Annotated in this window: 20 protein-coding genes; 7 read left to right on the top strand and 13 right to left on the bottom strand. The window is 63.7% G+C overall.

Going from position 1 to position 17,444, the window contains the following annotated elements:
- Position 1 precedes the first annotated feature (1 nt).
- The 7 genes from WBR68_RS21460 to WBR68_RS21430 all read left to right on the top strand — a co-directional run bounded on the left by WBR68_RS21460 (position 2) and on the right by WBR68_RS21430 (position 4,596).
- A complete protein-coding gene (locus WBR68_RS21460; RefSeq protein ID WP_050445378.1) occupies positions 2–451 on the top strand; it encodes a gamma-glutamylcyclotransferase family protein in 450 nt (149 codons plus the stop codon).
- 98 nt (positions 452–549) lie between these two features.
- The gene (locus WBR68_RS21455) at positions 550–1,278 is read left to right on the top strand and encodes a helix-turn-helix domain-containing protein (protein WP_050445140.1); all 729 of its coding nucleotides are present in this window, start codon (positions 550–552) and stop codon (positions 1,276–1,278) included.
- A 14-nt stretch (positions 1,279–1,292) separates the two neighbouring features.
- Positions 1,293–2,495, top strand: a complete 1,203-nt coding sequence (locus WBR68_RS21450) for a hypothetical protein (protein WP_370641262.1) — start codon at positions 1,293–1,295, stop codon at positions 2,493–2,495.
- A 65-nt stretch (positions 2,496–2,560) separates the two neighbouring features.
- The gene (locus tag WBR68_RS21445) at positions 2,561–3,034 is read left to right on the top strand and encodes an ArsR/SmtB family transcription factor (protein ID WP_127185035.1); all 474 of its coding nucleotides are present in this window, start codon (positions 2,561–2,563) and stop codon (positions 3,032–3,034) included.
- Positions 2,956–3,384 carry an SRPBCC family protein gene (locus WBR68_RS21440; protein ID WP_083447239.1) on the top strand — a complete coding sequence of 143 codons (429 nt, stop codon included), beginning with the start codon at positions 2,956–2,958 and terminating at the stop codon, positions 3,382–3,384. Before WBR68_RS21445 ends, WBR68_RS21440 begins: the two co-directional genes overlap by 79 nt.
- A gap of 77 nt (positions 3,385–3,461) precedes the next feature.
- On the top strand, positions 3,462–4,163 hold the full coding sequence (locus WBR68_RS21435) for a DUF899 domain-containing protein (RefSeq protein ID WP_230695215.1): 702 nt from the start codon (positions 3,462–3,464) through the stop codon (positions 4,161–4,163).
- A gap of 46 nt (positions 4,164–4,209) precedes the next feature.
- Positions 4,210–4,596 carry a hypothetical protein gene (locus WBR68_RS21430; protein WP_230695247.1) on the top strand — a complete coding sequence of 129 codons (387 nt, stop codon included), beginning with the start codon at positions 4,210–4,212 and terminating at the stop codon, positions 4,594–4,596.
- 92 nt (positions 4,597–4,688) lie between these two features.
- On the opposite strand, the gene WBR68_RS21425 is transcribed toward WBR68_RS21430, so the two are convergent.
- The 13 genes from WBR68_RS21425 to tssB all read right to left on the bottom strand — a co-directional run bounded on the left by WBR68_RS21425 (position 4,689) and on the right by tssB (position 17,363).
- Positions 4,689–5,021 (bottom strand): 2Fe-2S iron-sulfur cluster-binding protein, encoded by a 333-nt coding sequence (locus tag WBR68_RS21425; RefSeq protein WP_230695214.1) that lies wholly within the window; start codon positions 5,019–5,021, stop codon positions 4,689–4,691.
- Positions 5,022–5,046: 25 nt separating this feature from the next.
- Complete coding sequence (locus tag WBR68_RS21420) at positions 5,047–5,643, bottom strand: NUDIX domain-containing protein (RefSeq protein ID WP_127185038.1); 597 nt, start codon at positions 5,641–5,643, stop codon at positions 5,047–5,049.
- Positions 5,644–5,751: 108 nt separating this feature from the next.
- The gene (locus WBR68_RS21415) at positions 5,752–7,005 is read right to left on the bottom strand and encodes an Hsp70 family protein (RefSeq protein WP_230695213.1); all 1,254 of its coding nucleotides are present in this window, start codon (positions 7,003–7,005) and stop codon (positions 5,752–5,754) included.
- A gap of 181 nt (positions 7,006–7,186) precedes the next feature.
- Entirely contained in the window at positions 7,187–7,477 is a 291-nt protein-coding gene (locus tag WBR68_RS21410) for a PAAR domain-containing protein (RefSeq protein WP_230695212.1), read from the bottom strand.
- A complete protein-coding gene (gene icmH, locus WBR68_RS21405; RefSeq protein WP_230695211.1) occupies positions 7,478–8,305 on the bottom strand; it encodes a type IVB secretion system protein IcmH/DotU in 828 nt (275 codons plus the stop codon). It abuts the gene before it with no gap.
- Position 8,306: 1 nt separating this feature from the next.
- Positions 8,307–9,644 (bottom strand): type VI secretion system baseplate subunit TssK, encoded by a 1,338-nt coding sequence (gene tssK, locus WBR68_RS21400; RefSeq protein ID WP_050445128.1) that lies wholly within the window; start codon positions 9,642–9,644, stop codon positions 8,307–8,309.
- Entirely contained in the window at positions 9,641–10,711 is a 1,071-nt protein-coding gene (tssJ, locus tag WBR68_RS21395) for a type VI secretion system lipoprotein TssJ (RefSeq protein ID WP_230695210.1), read from the bottom strand. The genes tssK and tssJ overlap by 4 nt, the downstream gene beginning before the upstream one ends.
- Positions 10,708–12,120: a type VI secretion system-associated FHA domain protein TagH gene (gene tagH / locus WBR68_RS21390; protein ID WP_230695209.1), complete on the bottom strand. Its 1,413-nt coding sequence runs from the start codon at positions 12,118–12,120 to the stop codon at positions 10,708–10,710. Before tagH ends, tssJ begins: the two co-directional genes overlap by 4 nt.
- A complete protein-coding gene (gene tssG / locus WBR68_RS21385) occupies positions 12,117–13,136 on the bottom strand; it encodes a type VI secretion system baseplate subunit TssG (protein WP_050445374.1) in 1,020 nt (339 codons plus the stop codon). The genes tagH and tssG overlap by 4 nt, the downstream gene beginning before the upstream one ends.
- Positions 13,100–14,866, bottom strand: a complete 1,767-nt coding sequence (tssF, locus tag WBR68_RS21380; RefSeq protein WP_050445122.1) for a type VI secretion system baseplate subunit TssF — start codon at positions 14,864–14,866, stop codon at positions 13,100–13,102. The genes tssG and tssF overlap by 37 nt, the downstream gene beginning before the upstream one ends.
- Positions 14,867–14,892: 26 nt before the next feature.
- Positions 14,893–15,321: a type VI secretion system baseplate subunit TssE gene (gene tssE / locus WBR68_RS21375; RefSeq protein ID WP_230695208.1), complete on the bottom strand. Its 429-nt coding sequence runs from the start codon at positions 15,319–15,321 to the stop codon at positions 14,893–14,895.
- 12 nt (positions 15,322–15,333) lie between these two features.
- Positions 15,334–16,806, bottom strand: a complete 1,473-nt coding sequence (tssC, locus tag WBR68_RS21370; protein WP_230695207.1) for a type VI secretion system contractile sheath large subunit — start codon at positions 16,804–16,806, stop codon at positions 15,334–15,336.
- A gap of 47 nt (positions 16,807–16,853) precedes the next feature.
- Entirely contained in the window at positions 16,854–17,363 is a 510-nt protein-coding gene (gene tssB / locus WBR68_RS21365) for a type VI secretion system contractile sheath small subunit (RefSeq protein WP_127185047.1), read from the bottom strand.
- Between the last annotated feature and the right edge of the window lie 81 nt (positions 17,364–17,444).

The following is a 17,444-nucleotide window of genomic DNA, read 5'->3' as shown; positions in this document are numbered from 1 at the left end:
TATGAGCATATACGTTTTTGTATACGGCACCCTACGCGCAGGCGAAATCAATGATCTGGCGCAAGCCGCCGCCCGGCGCGGGCTGCCCGCGGCCCAATGGCTGGGCCGGGCCACGGTGCCGGGCATGCTGGTGGATTTCGGCCAGTGGCCGGGGCTGATTCCCGTGGCCGACGGGCGGCGGGTGCGCGGCGACGTCTATCGCGTGGACCCGGCCCTGATCGCCCTGATGGACGACATCGAGGAATACGTCCCCGGACAGCCGTGCTGCTTCGTGCGCCGCGAAATCACCGCGCGGCTGGAAACGCCCCTTGAGGGTACCCGCGAGGATGCCCGCGAGCTCCGTTGCCAGTACTATCCGATTGATCCAGCGCATCGGGCGTCGGCCGTGGACATTTCGGAAGACGACTGGATCGCCTACCGGCAAGCGCGTCCGGCGCCCCCCGGCACGTAAGACACCCGTAGTAACAACCGACTACAATGGATTTTGTCTTCACGCTTGTACACCCGTGCGCGCCTTCCCGGCGCGCCGGGCACTATAAAGGTCATCGTATGCAAAAACGGGTTCCTGTCGCCCCGGATGCCGCCCACTGTTCCACGTGTATGTTGGGCCACGTGTGCGTGCCCGTGGGCATGGCTGCCGCCGAAGTGGAAAAGCTGGACGAACTGGTGCAAGAGCGCGTGCGCCTGGAAAAAGGCAAGATGCTGTATTCGCTGGACCATCCGCTTGACGCCGTCTATGGCGTGCGCTTTGGCAGCATCAAGACGCAGTTGGAAGATGCCACTGGTCAGATCCAGATCACCGGTTTTCACCTGCCCGGCGAAATCGTCGGCATGGACGGCATGCTGGAAGGCAAACACGTGTCGGCCGCCGTGGCGCTGGAAGACTCCGAGGTGTGCGTCATCCGCCTGAACGAAGTGGACCGCGTCGCCTCGCACCTGCCGTCGTTGCAACAACAGTTCCGCCGCCTGATGAGCCGCGAAATCACGCGCTCGCATCAAATGCTGGCGTCGCTGGGTTCGATGCGCTCTGAACAGCGCCTGGCGGCTTTCCTGCTGAACCTGTCGCAGCGCTATGCCTCGCTGGGCTATTCGTCCACCGAGTTCGTGCTGCGCATGAGCCGCGAAGAAATCGGCAACTTCCTGGGCCTCACCCTTGAAACCGTCAGCCGATTGTTCTCTCGTTTTGCGCGCGAGGGCCTGATCAAGATCAATCAGCGCGAAGTCCGCATCCTGGACCTGCCCGCCTTGAAGCAACTGCTGGGCCAAGAGAGCTGCTGAACGCCCGACGCGCCATGCACCGCGCGCCCGCTTCTTTCTTGTCCCACACTGCGGCAGAGGCCACGCGCCCGGCCCCTGCGCGGCGTCTTCGCGCCGCCTTGGTGCTGGCCGCCATGCTGGCCCCCTGGGCCGCGCATGCCCAGACCCCCCTGCCCCCGCCCTACGACTACGACGAGCCCGTGCCCACCCCGCAACGAGCCGCGCCCTTGCGTTGGCAAACGGTGGAACTGGGCAAGCCGGGCCGTCGCTACAAGATCCCGGTCTACGCCAATCGCAACCTGGCGAAAGACGAGCTGCGCGACATCAAGCAGGTCGTGATCGTCGTGCACGGGGTGAAGCGGGATGCCGACCGCTACTACGAAACCGTCGCGCAATTACTCGTGCACAACCCGGACCGGGCGCGCAACACACTGATTTTGGCGCCGCGCTTCTCTGGCTCGATCGACTCCGGGTTTGGCGGCATGGTGGCATGGCGCAAAGCCGGCTGGGAAGACGGGGGCGAAAGCGTCAAAGCCAGCGGGCGGCCCGCCCCGGTTACGTCCTTTCAGGTGCTGGATGATCTGCTGGGCAGTCTGGACGACCGCAAGCGCCTGCCCACACTGGCCGGCATCGTGCTGGCCGGCCATTCGGCAGGCGCCCAATTGGTGCACCGCTACGCCATCCTGAACAATATCGACGGCACGCTGCGGCGCGACGGCCTGTCGCTGCGCTACGTGGTCGCCAACCCATCGTCCTACCTGTACCTGACCAACGAGCGGCCGCGTGCCGACGGCAAGGGCTACGCCCGCTACGAACGCGGCATCTGCCCCACCTACAACCAATACAAGTACGGCACCGACAAGCTGCCCGCCTATGCGGGCGATGCCGACGACAGCCGGCTGTTCGTGCGCTATGCGGCGCGCGAGGTCACCTACCTGTTGGGCGGCGCGGACAATAACCCCGAACACCGCCTGCTGGACAAGACCTGCGGCGCCGAGGCGCAGGGCGCCACCCGCCTGGCCCGTGGCACCGGCTACGTGCAATACGAACATGTGCTGGCCGCCCGCGGCGCCAAGCCCGTGCCGCTGCATCACAGCAGCTTCGAAGTAGGCGGCGTGGGGCACGACAGCAAGCGCATGTTCGGCTCGGTCTGCGGGGCGCAGGCGCTGCTGGGCTTCGGCGCCCAGACGAGCGAACGCGCAGCCGCCTGCGACATCATCAAGCCGCGCGGCAAATAGACCTAGGGAAATTCCTGACGTCACCGTCTTGACGCCCGCTTTGTCGCGGGCCGATACTTAACCTTATGGTTAACTTAAATGACGACACGCTGGATAGCGTCTTCTCTGCCCTGGCCGACGGCACTCGCCGCCGCGTGCTGGCGGACCTGGAACAGGGCACCGCGACGGTAAGCGAATTGGCTCGCCCCCACGCGATGTCCCTGCCGGCCTTTCTGAAGCACCTGCGCGTGTTGGAAGACGCGGGCCTGATCGCACGCGCCAAGGACGGCCGCGTGGTCAGTTGCACCTTGTCGCCCCAACCCATGCAGGCGGCATCCGACTGGCTGGCGCGTTACGAAAAGTTCTGGACCGGCCAACTGGATTCACTGGCCCGCTACCTGTATCACGACGAGGAGATCCACCCATGTCCACCGCCCCCGGCCACAACCCAAGCCCCAACGCCGCCCACGGCAAAACCCCCATCGAGCTCCGGCTCACCCGACGCTTCACCGCCACCGCCGACCGGCTCTGGCGTGCGTGGACCGACCCGCAAGCGCTGATGAAATGGTTTGGCCCCGCCGGCACCCAGCGCGTGCTGCAGGCTGACACCGATGTACGCGTGGGCGGCGCCTATCAGGTGGGTTTTGTGACCGAGGACGGCCAGGCGCATTACGCCAGCGGCGAGTACCGGGAGGTCGAACCGCTGCGCCGCCTGGTGTTCACCTGGGCATGGCGCGATACGCCGGATGAAACGTCGTTGATCACGCTTGAATTCACCCCCGTGCAGGGCGGCACCGAGCTGGCCTTCCTGCAAACCCCGTTTGTCGATCAAGCCACCCGCGACGGCCACGAAACCGGTTGGGCGGGCGCCATGGATCGGCTGGCAGGCCACCTGGCAAGCTCGGCCTGACTGGCCGCTTGCCCCACAGACGGGTCGCAAGGCCCGCCCCTTGGCGGGACTCAGGGCCCGTCCCTTGGAGACGCACCATGCATACTGATCACGCCGTTGTATCCCGCCCCGAATGGGAAGCCGCCCGCGAAGCCCTGCTGGCCCGCGAAAAAGCCTTGACCCACAGCCAGGACGCGCTGATGCGCGACCGCCTCGCCCTGCCCTGGATGCGGGTCGAAAAGCGCTACCAGTTTCAAGGTGAACAGGGGCCGCTGGGCCTGGCCGACCTGTTCGGCGGCAATAGCCAGTTGATCATCTATCACTTCATGTATGCGCCCGACTGGGACGAAGGTTGCGTGGGGTGCTCATTCCTGGCCGACCACCTGGACGCCGCGCTGGTGCATCTGCGCCATCATGACGTGAGCGTGGTGGCCGTATCGCGCGCGCCGCTGGCCAAACTGAACGCCTTCAAGCGGCGCATGGGCTGGCGCTTTACCTGGCTGTCTTCCGAAGGTTGCGACTTCAATGGCGACATGCACGCATCGGTGCCCCAAGCCGACGGCAGCATTGAAGACCGGCCCGGCGCCAGCGCCTTTTTCCGCGATCCGGGCGGCGACATCTTCCTGACGTATTCCGCCTTTGAACGTGGCGTGGAAAAGTTGGTGGGGGCCTATAACTATCTGGACTTCGCCCCGATGGGCCGCAACGAAAACGGTCCGAACTTCAACTTGGGCGATTGGGTGCGTCATCATGACCAGTACGATCACGCCTCCTCCGCGAACTGCCACGCCTGCGGCTAGGCGACTGCGGGCGATAGCCGGCCCATGGCTTGCCTGCGTGGCGGCCATGCTGATCGGCCTGCTGATCGACACCCGTCACACCCCCGCCGCCTTGCTGGCCAGCGAATGCGGCGCGCCGGGCGGCTTGCTGGACATGGCGTGGCGGCATGCCGTGCTCATGCCCGTCACCAGTGCCGCCATGGCGCTGGCCGCCCTGGCGCCCTGGCCCGGCGCGCCGCCGTTGACCGAGCGGGTGCTCTGCGCCGGGTTCATGGTCGTCGGCATGATTCTGGGCGCGAGGCTGGGCGTGGTGATGGCGATGGCCCAAGGCGCGGGCGCGCCGATATTTTCCGGCCTGGTGCTGGGTATGACGGTGGGTATGGCGGTAGGGATGGCGGCCGCGCTCTTGCCCCTGGCCGCGCTTGGCCCGGGCCGTGCTCAGCGACGCGCTTAGTGGCGAATCCAGTGGCGAATCCAGTGGCGAACCTAGTGCCGAACCGAGTGGCGCATCCATCCGTGCATCTGGTGGCCAACCCCGCGCAACGTTTAGCGGCGTGCCCCGGTCAGCGGGCGCACAACCGGCGCGGCGGGTGCTATCGGTGCGGCTAGCGGCGCCTGGATCGTCAGCGCGGACGTGGCCTGCGCCACGCAGGGCAAGATCCAGCCCTCTTCCTTTTCATCCCGCGACAGCCCCGGCCATTCAACGGAATACGTCACGGAGCCTTCCAGCATCAAGCACATACAGGCACGGCAGGTACCGTTGCGGCAAGAACTGGGCAGCTTGATGCCGGCCGCCTGCGCCGCAAGCAGCACCGAACTGCCGGCTTCCGCGTCAATGCGCAGGCCCGCCGGTTCGATCAGAATGGAAAACACGGCCATGATGACGACGGGTCCGGACGACGCCCTAGGCGGCGTTGTCCTGCCAGTCCAGCTTCCAGGCGCCTGACAGCACGTTCTGCATCCACAGCACGCAGGTCAGCGTCTTGGCGTCGGTGACCTCGCCCTTGCTGCATGCCGCCAGCAGCTCGGCGGGGTCTGCGCTGATCACGTCCAGGAACTCGTCCTGATCCAACTGCCGCGGTCCGGCACGCAAGCCGCGCGCGAAAAAGATGTGGATGATTTCAGTGGAATAGGCGATGGCCAGGTGCAGGGCGCCGGCATGCGCCCATTGGTCGGCGGTATAGCCGGTTTCTTCAAGCAATTCGCGCTTGCCGCACACCAGCGGATCTTCGCCCGGATCCAGCTTGCCGGCCGGAAACTCCGTCATGACGCGCCCGATGGGATAACGGAATTGGCGTTCAAGCAGCACCCTGCCATCGTCCAGCAAGGGGATCACCACGACGGCGCCTGGATGCACGATGTATTCGCGCGTGGCGGTGTTGCCGTTGGGCAGGCTGACGATGTCGCGGCGAACCTTCAGGAAACTGCCTTCAAACGGCGCTTCGCGGGTCACCAGCGTTTCAACAAGATGCGTATCGCTTTCAGCGGATGGGCGGGTCATGACGGCGTCTTAGTCTATTGAAAGAGGCAAGCGGCAGGCCGCCTCGGGCAAGCCTTGCAGCTTACCATCGCCGCTGGACGCCGCATGGCCGCTTGCCCTGCCGATGGCTCAATCGAACTTGCGCTTGGCGTCCAGCGCCAGGCCGGCGCCAATGCTGCCGAACAGGTCGCCTTCCACGCTACGCGCGCCCGGCACCAGCGCCGATACGGTCTCGCGCAAGCGCGGCACGCGGCTGGAGCCGCCCGTAAAGAACACCGTATCCACATCCGCGGTGGACACGCCCGCATCGCGCAACAATGCGCCCACCGTGGTCTCGACCTTTTCGATCAAGCGGCCCACGCAGGCATCGAACGACGGGCGCGTCACGTCCACCGCCAATTCCGGCGCGATCCGCGACAGATCGATGCGCGCCGACGGGTTTTCCGACAGCGCGATCTTGGCCTCTTCCACCTGCACCGCCACCCAGTGGCCGGCGCGCTGCTTCACCAGGTTCAGCAACAGGTCGATCTTGTCGCGGTCGCCGGCTTCGGCACGAATATACGCAAAATGCTCCGCGGCCTTGCGCGTGTACGCCTGGTTGATGGTGTGCCAGCAGGCCAGGTTGCCGTATTGGGTTGACGGCACATCCTTGCCGCTGCGCAACTGGCTGCCCAAGCCCAGCAGCGGCATGACGTGCGCCAGACTCAATTGCTTGTCGAAATCCACCCCGCCGATGTGCACCCCGCCGTAAGCCAGGATGTCGTCTCGCCGATCGGCCTTGGCGGCGCGGCCCGGCCCCAGGCGGATCAAGGAAAAGTCCGACGTGCCGCCGCCGATGTCGATAACCAACACCAATTCCTCGCGGTCAATCTGCGATTCATAGTCAAACGCGGCTGCCAAGGGTTCAAACTGAAACTCGATGTCGGTGAACCCTACATCGCGCGCGATTTCGCCCAGCGTGTCCTGCGCGGTCTGGTCGGCGGCCGTGTTGTCATCAACGAAAAACACCGGCCGGCCCAACACCGCCCGCGTGAAATCGCGACCGGCGGCTGTTTCGGCGCGCCGCTTCAATTCGGCGATGAAGCGGGTCAAGAGCACGCGAAACGGAATCGAACGCCCCTGGACTTCCGTAGACCCGTCGATCAAGGAGCTGCCCAGCAGGCTCTTCATCGACCGCATCAAGCGCCCGTCATAACCCGCCAGATAGTCGGAAATCGCGGCGCGGCCATAACTGACTTCCGCGTCTTCATCGTGGAAAAAAATGGCCGACGGCAAAGTGGTCTTGCCGTCTTCCAGGGCGAGAAGCGCGCGCTGGTCGGGGCGGCTCCAGCCTACGGTGGAGTTGGACGTGCCGAAGTCGACGCCGCATGCAGTGGAGATCATGGAGAATTCTGGGGCTGAAAGCAAAACGGCGGACAAGTGTACTCGCTTCGCCGAGGCGGGGGCGTCATGCGTGGTCCAAGGGCATCCGGCCCTTCATTCGGATGCCTTCTTTCAGAGGCCCTCATATAGGTGCCTTGATATAGGCGCCTTCATTCGGGTCACTTCGTGTAGAGGTCATGGGTCACTGCACATTGCCCTTGGGCCCCGTCGCGATCAAACTCGCGCCGCAGGCCGTCTTCATGCCATTCAATGCGACCGGCTTGCCGTTCAGGTTCGTGTTTTCAAACGCCTCCAACACGACGCCGCCATGCGAGGTGGGGTCCCCCGGCCGTGCGGCACGCCACGGACTGCTGCTGGAAAATGCGCCTATCGGAAAACAGGGCCGCGCGCGCCAAAGCGGGCTCGACCACGGTTCGATAGCCCACGCGCCGAAACCCGGAGGTGCCTTGGTCGAACGCAGGCAGCGTTTCATTCAGTTCTTCAAGATGCCGTCCAGCGAATGCAGGACGATTTCCGTTGTACTGCCCAGGCTCAACGCAAAGGCCGCATAAACGCCCGCCAGCAACAGCGCGGCACCGGCCCACGGAGTCCACCATGGCCATTGGCGACCCACCCGATAGCGGCGCGACGCGACGTTGGTACTGGCGTCTGTCAGGGTTTCCGGCGTTTCGCCGCGCAACTCGCGCAACATGCGGTGCAGCTTCACGATGATGACCTGCAAGGCCTCGTTCTGGTTGTGCTGTAGCCCGTACTTGCCCTTGAAGCCCAGGCACAGGCACAAATACTTGAACTCAAGCACGTCGCGGTACCGGGCTGCGTCCATCATCATGCGCGACAGCACGGTGAAGAACTTCTCGCCGCCCCAGGTTTCGCTATGGTTGATGCTCAGCAACGAGCGCTCAGCCCATGGCGAATGCGCCCCCCAAGCCGTTCCCATCACAGCTTCGTCGATAAACGTGCACAGTGCGTAGCGGTAGGCCAGTTGTGTGGCGCCGTCATAGCCGTACTGCCGGATCTCCTCGGCAAGCGTCGATATCTGGTCGCGCACGGTGGCATACAGGTGTTGAATGTCGCGGTACTCAGCCAGCCCGCGCAGCCGGATCACCAATCCGAACAAAGGCAGTGCCCCATCCACCAGCGGGTTGTAGCCATGCCCGCGCAGCTGAAAACCCAGGTCTTCGTCCCGGTCGATATGGCCGATGGAGTCAAAGCCGATGCGCGCCTTGTCGATCACCTCGGCGGTGGCGCCGGTTCGGAGGAATTGGGCCTTAACGCGCTCGGCGGTGGCGGGAGTATTCATCTCATTGGCTCCTGATGGCCCACAGTTGCAATTCCATCTCGGGGTAGTCACCGGCGATGTGCAGGCCGAAGCCCGCGGTGTCCCGCAGCATTTGCCAGGAAGGATGGCTGCGGTCGAACTGGAAATAGGTGAACCCCGCGTGGAACGGCAGATGGCGCGGCGCCACCGGCAGCGGTTGCAAGGGAATGCCGGGCAACTGCAGGCTGACGAGTTCACCCAGCTTTTCCATCGATGCCACCTTGGTTTGCTGCATGAACTGCTGGCGCAGCCTGTCCAGCGGCATGCGCGCGCGCACGGCCAAAACGAAGTCCGCGTCGGCGTACAGGCTGCGGTCGTGCACGGCGGCGGTCAGCACGCCATATTGCTGACGTTCGATAGGTAGCGACACCGCCCGCGGTTGCAGCACCGTACTGAGCGCTCGCCGCAGCGTGTCTTCCAGCATCCGGAATGACTGCCTGGGGTCATCGTGCTGGTAGGCCGGAAATTCCTGCGGCAAGCGCCCCTCGTCAGTAAACGTCACCAACTCGCCGCAAGCCTGGCTGAAGGCGACGTAAAGCAGTTCGGGGTGTACGTGTCGCAACCGCGACAGGTGCGAGAACCACGGATGTAGCCGGTTAAGCACCAACAGCAAGTTGAAGTCGGTCACGTCCGCCACGCCTGCCTGGCCGGGCGAGCCAATGCGTTCCGCGATGTTCTTCGCACGCTCGCGCATCAGGCCGGCGATCTCGCCCAGGTAGCGCTTGAGCGGCGGGATGGCGTTGAGCGACATGCCGGTGGGGTAGAAGGCGTCGTCCAGCAGCAGGCTGCCATCGGGCCGGCGGTCCATCAGCCGGCACAGCGCCACGCCCGTAAACGCGCTGCGGTCTTCGCGTTCAAGCGTCAGTTGCAGGTTGGGCGCGGCCAGGTCCATGGACACGTAGTCGCCTTCCTGGCTGTGCGTATCGCGCACCTCTTCGCTGCGCGTCACGTAGCGGGCCTTGGCGTAGGTGTCCGGCCATTGCACTTCCAGCACCCCGTCCGAACGCAGCGGCAGCGTCAGGTAGACGGTCTGGTTGACGGACGAGGTGTCGGTGACGGCCAGCGGCACGGGCGGCGGCTGATCATTGGGAATGTCGAACACCGTGCCGTCCGGCATCACGCCGCGAGCGCGCACAATGGCGATCTTGCCAAAGCTCAGGTATTCCTGATTAAGCTCCAGTTCGCTCAACCCATAGAGATGTTCGCTAACGCCGCCAATGCGCTGATTGGCATGGTGTTCGAGGGCGCGGGCTTGCTGCTGGAAATGCTGAGGCTTGACGAACAGCCCCTCGTTCCAGATGACGGGATTGCGTGTAGTCATGGTTGGGGTCTCGGTTGCGGCGGGCGGTAGCTTTCGTCGACGATGGCGACGCGGTTGCCGTGCAGCGTCATCAGCAGCGCGTAACGGCGGCCGTTGGGCTCCAGCCTGAATGCCTGCTTCCACACCGCGCCGTTCTGGTCGTGAAAATCAGCCACGATCGCGACATAGCGCGTGGCCTGGTCGATGCGGGCGAAGTCGATGAATTTGAACTGGCCAGGCTGAAGCACGTAGTCCTCCTCGGTGATATAGGTGCTGCCCAGCGCCTTCTTCAGGTCCTTGGCAAGTTGCACCGGATCAACGTTGAGCAGCAGCGAATCATCTTTAAGCTGCAGTACCTTGAAGGCGATGGGCGTGGCGGCGCCGCGCGGCGGCGGCGCGGGCTCGTCGGGCGGCAGGTTGTGAGCCCGGCTGTATTGGCCCAGGCCCAGGCCCGACCCCGGATCCGATCCCGATTGTTCCTCGGCGGAAACGTCATGCCTGCCTTGCGCCGCCGGCGCCGCCCGCCCGCCAAGCACCGGCAAGGGCACCCCCGAGTATCCTTGTTCGATCACTTGCCGGTCCGAACCGAACTGGCGACCGGGCAGGTAATCCTTGGACACGCCCAGCTTCAGCGTCAAGTCCCGCGTGACGATGGCTTCCTCGGCGGGCGGCGCCGGCTCTGCCTCGGACGGATCTCGCAAGATCGTGGACGGCCCCGTGTCCACCCGCCGCAATGGATGCAGGGATGGGCGCCCTTCTTCAAGTTCCTCCAACAGCCCGCGCAGGCTCTCGATCAGATCCTGACGATCATCGCCTTTGAGCTTGACCTCGTAAGGACCGGCTTCACGGTTGGACGGCGCGGCGGCGCTGGTGGCGGCTTCGTCATCGTCGGGCATGCTGGCGGGGTTGGGGTTGACGTCCGGCGCGGCGTACAGACTCAAACCCACCAGCGATGGGTGCTCGTCCGGCGGCCCGATAGGGATGGAAGGATCCATCAGGATCTGGCCGGTCTTGGTCAGCACATCGCCCACCGAGCCGCAAGCCGCCAGCAGCGACGTCAACACCAGCAGGGGAAGAAGCCGCTTCATTCGGCCTCCGCCCGCAACACGCGGTCATAGGCCTGTTCAAAGACATCCCAGAACAGTTTTTCGAAGCCGCGCTGGCGTGTCGAGGCCAATTCTTCGTAGTAGTGCGTGTACATCTGCCAGGCCCTGTCGTTGGCGTTGGCGTTGGCCTGCGGCTCGTGCTCGGGGCGGTAGCGTTCAAAGCGTTGCAGCAGCAAAGCGGGCGACAAGCTGCGCAACACCGCTTGCAGGCCGGCTTCGATGGCTTGCGTCATCGCGCCATGGTGCGCCCGCAGTTGCGCCAGGCTTTCGTCCATGGCGGCCTTGGGCGATAAATGCACCACGCTGCGGTCGCTGGCGAACATCGCCCGCACCGTTTCGGGGTAAGCCAAACCCAGCCGCAGAGGATTATCTTCAATGGGCTGCAGGTTTCTGCCCAACAACCGGCGAGGTTGCGCGTCGCCAGCCTGCGCCGCGTAGACCTCGGTGATGCCCTTGATCGCCGCGCTCAGCGCCTGTCCGGCTTCGCGCAACAGCGCCTGTCCCGCCTGCCCGTCCAAGGGGCCCAAGGGCACCTCAAGGCCCTGCATCAGCAGGTCGGTCGCCTCGCTTGGGTCACCGACCATGGCTTGCCTGTTGTTCAGGCGATAGGCGGGGGTCGACGGCTTTCCAGCTGACTTCGGCATGGGAGATACTCCGGAAAATGGCAAGGGCGAACCCGTAAAGGCTTCGAATCGGGTCGTGGCAAGATCGGCTTGGATGGGCGCTGTGGCGCCACCACGCCGCACGTCCCAGGGTTCCATCAGTACCGGGGCATGCGCGGCCGCACGGTCCGCCTCATCCAGCGCACGCAGGGGGTCGTTGTCGGTACGCATATCGAACGGCGCGCTTAGCGCCACGAACGCGCGATCCGACACAAGGGGCTCGGGATCGGCGTCAAGGGCATAGGACCCGGCGGGCAAGCCATCATGGCCGCCCGAAGTGCCTTCCAACAATTCATCCAGCTCGTACTGCGCCAGATGGCGCGAGGCCTCAAGCTGTTCCTGATGCGGGCTGTCCAGGTGCACGGTCACGCGGTAGGGGCCAATGTGCAGGACATCCCCTTCCCGCAGCCGGGCGCCGACCATTAGTCCCAGCGGGGCGTTGGCGGCGTTCACGCGGGTCATGCCACTACGGTCCACCACGCAGAAGGCGGCATCCTCGTAGACGATTTCACTGTGAATGGCATCAACTCGGCCCGCTTTGTCCGTCAGTGTCCAGTCGGCGCCCTGGTCGCCGATGGTGCCACCCGCGGCACTGAAGCTATGGCGCGGCGTACTGCCGTGCTCGAGCGCGCCGGGGTTCGCGACGACCAGCGCCAGTCGCGGTTGCGGCGCCTGCGGCGACGACGAATGGTTTGGATCATGAGACGGCGAAGCTGCGTGATAGGTCATAGACGGGCCTTGATTCGGACAGTGAACGGCCGGCGCACCGCCGTGTGCTGGACGAAGCTGGTCCAGCCCAGGTGGGCGCCGGTATCGCGCCCCAGATTGAAGGGCGGCACCTGGTCATGCCGCAGACCCAGTTCCAGGTCGTAGGCAGCGGGGTCGCGCAACAGGAAGTCGATCAGCTTGCGCAGTCTGTCGAAGTTCTCGCCGCTGGGCAGGAATTCGCGGAACCGGGATTGATCCAGGTTGCCGATGACGATGGAGAATTTGCTGTAGCGCGTGCGCACCCGCGCGCCCACCACGAAACTGTCACCCAGGACGCCATTGCGCCGCCCCAGACGCAGCTGCTGGCCGGTCGCCACATGCATGTAGCGCAGTTCGAACTCCCGTACCCGCACCTGCCTCAGGTCAAAGCAATGCGCAACGATGCCTGCCACGACTTGCGGTGAACGACTACGGCTGGCGATCACGCCGGCGTAGCTCAGCAGACGGCTCCAGGGAATGGGGGTTGCGCCGCGCAACTCGACATCCCCCAGGCCCACCATCGAAAAGACATAGCGCGAGAAACGGTCGTGCGCCTCGCGGCGAAAGCGCACGTAGTAGCGGTATTTGCGCCACGCCTGATGCAGCAGCGTCAGCAAGCGGTGGTTGAAGAAGTCCAGGAACGCCGGGCGTATGCCCACGCCCTGGCCGTACTCATAGGCCAGGCGGTCCAGGTAGTGGCCAGGCAGTGGGGAATCGGGGCCGTGCAGGCCGAAGAACGTCGCCTGTACGTGGTAGTCGGTGTGGGCGCCAGCCGGCATGCGCTCGGCCACCGCCACGTCGGACGCGGGAAAGCCCAAGCCTGCGTAGCTGCTCAGGCGCACACGCTGGCGCTCGGGCTCGTGGCTGTCCCGGGATTCCAGGTCGTCGTCGTGCAGGCCGTGCAGTTGCTCCAGCAACCGGAAGAAGTCGTAGTTCTTCGCATCGGCCAGCAAGCGATCCGCTAGATCAGCGGTTGTTTTCCGGTCTGCAATGGCCATTCGTAGTGCTCGTTGTTACCGGTATTGGTGGCTTCCAGCAAGTGGAAGGAATTGATGCTGGCGTACAGGGCAAAAAAATGGCTCAACACCGTACCGAACAGGTACAGGTCGCCTTCGCAAAGAAAGGCGGACGGGTCCAGCTTCAGTTGCGTCTTCAGCCCGCGGATGGGCAGGCCCTTCATCAACAGATCGGTGGGTTGCGTGACGGCGTCGCCGATGCCGTCCAGCCGCTTGCTGCCGGCGCGCGCATGCTGGATGTCGTGCAGCGCCGCGAAATCGTAGGCGCGCAACACCGCCTTCAAGGGCTCGGTCGACAGCAAGGACAAATAGTTCAGCGACAGGTTCGAGATCAAGGTCCACTGCAGCGCGCCATCCAGCACCGGCCGGTACGGCGGGGTTGGACGCACGATGTTGCTATAGGTGGCGAAGGTGGGAGTGGTCTGCGTTTGCACGCAGATGTCGCCCACGCCCAGCGCCAGGGGCAGGTCACGGTTGGTGCAGGTCAGCGCCAGCGATACCGTTTCGTCCTCGTCGATGTAGTCGGTCTCGTCGCCACGAATGAACGCAATGCGATGCGCCACGCCATCTTCGCCGATGGCGTTTTCGATCCGGCTTCGGTAATACAGCACGTTGCGGCCGCGTGCATGTTCGATCTCGTGTTGCAGCGACTCAAACGGATGGAAGGTCCGCAGAAATCTGCCGCGCTGCCCCTGCGCGATGCGCTGCCACCCGGTGACCTCGTCGATGCTGAATATCTCGCAAGCGTCGCCACGATGCCCACCCGGCATGAGCCGTTGGTCCACGGCGCGCCCGTTCAAATTGATGGGTTCGGCATCCTGCTCGAACAAGTTGACCGCTGGTGCGCAGTACAAGGCAAGATCACCAATACGCAGACGAATGTCCGCGGGCATGGGGCGAGTGAAATGGAATTCGAAGCGCACATCCTGGGTGGTTCCTTCGGGCCACAACGAGCGCAGACCGCTCAGGCTGAAGAACAGGAAACGGCGCGGAAAAATAAAGTATTCCTGAAGGATGCGATAGCCGTCGAACACATTCTTCGGATAAGGCAGCAGTGATTCTTCAGGAGAAAATCCGGGAAATGTCACCTGGCGTGGCGCGATCAGGCGTGTCTGGCCATGAGCCTCAAGCCGGACCTCGCCCAGATAGCGTGACAGCCACAGATACAGCGTCATGGCGGTGGTGTCGTCGCCGCTCAAGTGAAAATCCAGCCTGTCGCAATCGAACGAGTCGATTGCGTTGCCGGCCAACGGCGCAAGGTCGATGCGCATGATGGACTTTTCGCGCGTGTGCGCGTCGCTCACGTCCGTGATCTCCAGCGGATAGATCACCACGTCCGCGCTGGTGCGGAATTCGCACCGTGTTCCGTCGACCGGCAAGGAATGCACGCGCGTTCCCTTGGGTATCACTTGCCTCGTCGTGATGGCCCGTTCAACCGGATCGAAGCGCATGATGGTTACGCTGGGCAAGGGCCTCAAATAATTTGGCCACAGCAGTTGCAGCAACGAATGCGTCAGTTCGGGAAGATCGTCTTCAATCTTCAGACGCAACTTGGCCGTCAGGAACGCAAAGCCCTCAAGCAGCCTCTCCACGTCAGGGTCGGCCGCCTCGTCGCCAAGAAACTGCGACAACTGCGGATTGTCGCGCGCAAACTCGCGCCCAAGCCGCCGAAGATAGTCGATCTCTTCGCGAAACTTTCCTCGCAGCGGCATGTTTTCCCGTCTCCGTGGCACCGCGGTCAAACGACCCACGTATACCGGTCTTGATGGTGAATCACCAGGTCTATCTCTACCTGTTCTTCCTGATTGAAGACAGGCACCAGACACTCAAGCCTGAAGTTCAGGCTAAGCGGCTGGGCTGGGTCAGGCCGTGAATGCACACTCAGCACCTTGACCCTGGGTTCGTAAGCGGCCACCGATGCGCGGATGTCCTGGCTGACGTGCAACAGCAGGTCGGCACTGCCCATTGCCGCATCGTTGAAATCGTGCAAACCCAGGCCAGGGCTGCTCATTGAGCAACCCCGCCTGCTGTTCAAGATGCGTTCCAGGTGGCGCTTGATGGCGTGGATACGCTCGGCCGCAAGCTCGTGCCGGCTGCGGGTGCGCCTGGGCGCGGCGTGCGGCACCAGCCGTTCGAACAAACTGCCTTGTCCCCGCGACCTGGGCATGTTGTGGGCTCCTTATTCCTTGTCGAGTCGACCAACAAGCGACAGTTCGAAGTTGGCGCCCATGTACTTGAAGTGCGGACGCACGGCCAGCGACACCTGATACCAGCCGGGATTGCCCTCAACGTCCTGCACCATCACTTTGGCCGCGCGCAGCGGACGGCGGCTGCGCACGTCGGCAGACGGGCTTTCCTGGTCAGCGATGTACTGCCTGAGCCACGTATTCAGCTCGCGCTCAAGATCCTGGCGCTCTTTCCAGCTTCCGATCTGCTCGCGCTGCAGCACTTTCAGGTAGTGCGCCAGGCGGTTGACGATGAACATGTAGGGCAACTGCGTGCCCAGCTTGAAGTTGGTCTGCGCGGCCTGGCCTTCAGGGGTCTTCTGGAACAACTTGGGCTTTTGTACCGAGTTGGCCGAGAAGAACGCGGCGTTGTCACTGTCCTTGCGCATGGTCAGCGCGATGAACCCCTCTTCGGCCAGTTCGAATTCCTTGCGGTCCGACACCAGCACTTCGGTCGGGATCTTGGCCTGCAGTTGGCCCAGCGATTCGTACAGGTGCACGGGCAGATCGTCGACCGCGCCGCCCGACTGCGGCCCGATGATGTTGGGGCACCAGCGATACTTGGCGAAGCTGTCGGTGATGCGGCTGGCCAGCAGATACGACGTGTTGCCCCACAGGTAGTTTTCGTGGGCGCCGTCGATCGTCTCGCGGTAATTGAAACTGGTGACGGGGTTTTCCAGGGGATCGTAAGACTGGCGCAGCAGGAAGCGCGGCATCGTCAGCCCCAGATAGCGCGCGTCTTCGGATTCGCGCAGCCCGCGCCACTTGGTAAAGCGCGGGCCTTCGAAGATGTCGCGCACTTCCTTCAGGTTGGGCAGTTCCTGGAAGCTCTTGATGTTCAGGAATTCGGCGCCCGCGGCGGCCAGGAACGGCGCATGCGCCATGGCGCCAACCGACGCCACATAGGCCAGCAGCTTGATATCCGGAGAAGAGGGGCCAAACGTGTAGTTGCTGACGATGGTGGCAACCGGTTCGCCACCAAACTGGCCATAGCCCGCCGTATATACCTGCTTGTAGAGGCCGCTGCGCGTGATGTCGCCCGAGCTCTCGAAGTCTTCCAGCATCTCTTGCTTGGTGACGTGAAGAATCTCGATCTTGATGTTCTCGCGGAAGTCCGTGCGGTCCACCAGCAGCTTCAGGCCACGCCACGCGGACTCAAGCTCTTGCAAGGGCGCCTGGTGCAGAATGGCGTCCATCTGCAGACCCAGCTTGCGGTCGATCTGCGCGATCATCTGGTCCACCAACTGCTTGTTGACCTGTTGCTGCGGTTCTTGCGTGCGGAGTATTTCCGAAATGAACGCCGCGACGCCGCGTTCGGCCACCGCGTAACCTTCGTGGTTGGGTTCGATGCGGGTCTGGGCCATGATCTGCTCCAGCAACCCGATCGTCTGTTTGTCTTCCAATTTGGCGGCGGCTTGGGCCTTCATGCTCGTATCCTTTTATTGCGGGTTGGCATTGCGGATGGAATGACGGCTCAGGCGGCCGGTTTGTCCAACACGAGGTTCAATTCCTTGGCCAGCGCGATGCGCGCCTTGTCATCGGCCAACAGCGTTTGCAGTTGCTTGCGAAACGCCGGCACGTTGCCCAGTGGCCCCTTCAGCGCCACAAGCGCTTCACGCAATTCCAGCAGCTTGTTCAATTCAGGCACCTGTCGCGCAATGGCATCGGGCGCGAAGTCGTTCATGCGCTTGAAATTCAACGACACGTTGAGCGTGTCGTCTTCCTGGCCTGCTTCGCCCAGGCGCGACGGCACCTGCATCGTCAAGGCCAGGCCGGCTTCTGCGATCACGTCATCGAAGCTGTCCTTGTCGATGCGCACGGTCTGCCGCTCTTCCAGGGCGGTTTCCTCGGCATGGCCCTTGAAGTCCCCCGTGACCAACATTTTCAAAGGCAGTTCGATCTCTGCCTGCTGGTCGCCAGTTGCGGGCACGTACTTGATGTTGATGCGTTCCGGCGGGGCGACGGAGACCATTTTCTTCGACATGAAAGCTCCTGTTGTGACTCAAGGGAAGCCGCGCTGGGCTGCCGCGACAAGTGGAGCAAGGATGCTAAGAGGGCTGGCTGA

Source organism: Achromobacter sp. JD-1 (genome assembly GCF_038594925.1).
Classification (GTDB): Bacteria; Pseudomonadota; Gammaproteobacteria; order Burkholderiales; family Burkholderiaceae_B; genus Achromobacter; species Achromobacter spanius_C.
Note: the sequence above shows the minus strand (reverse complement) of the source record. Positions and strands in the feature narration are given on the sequence as shown.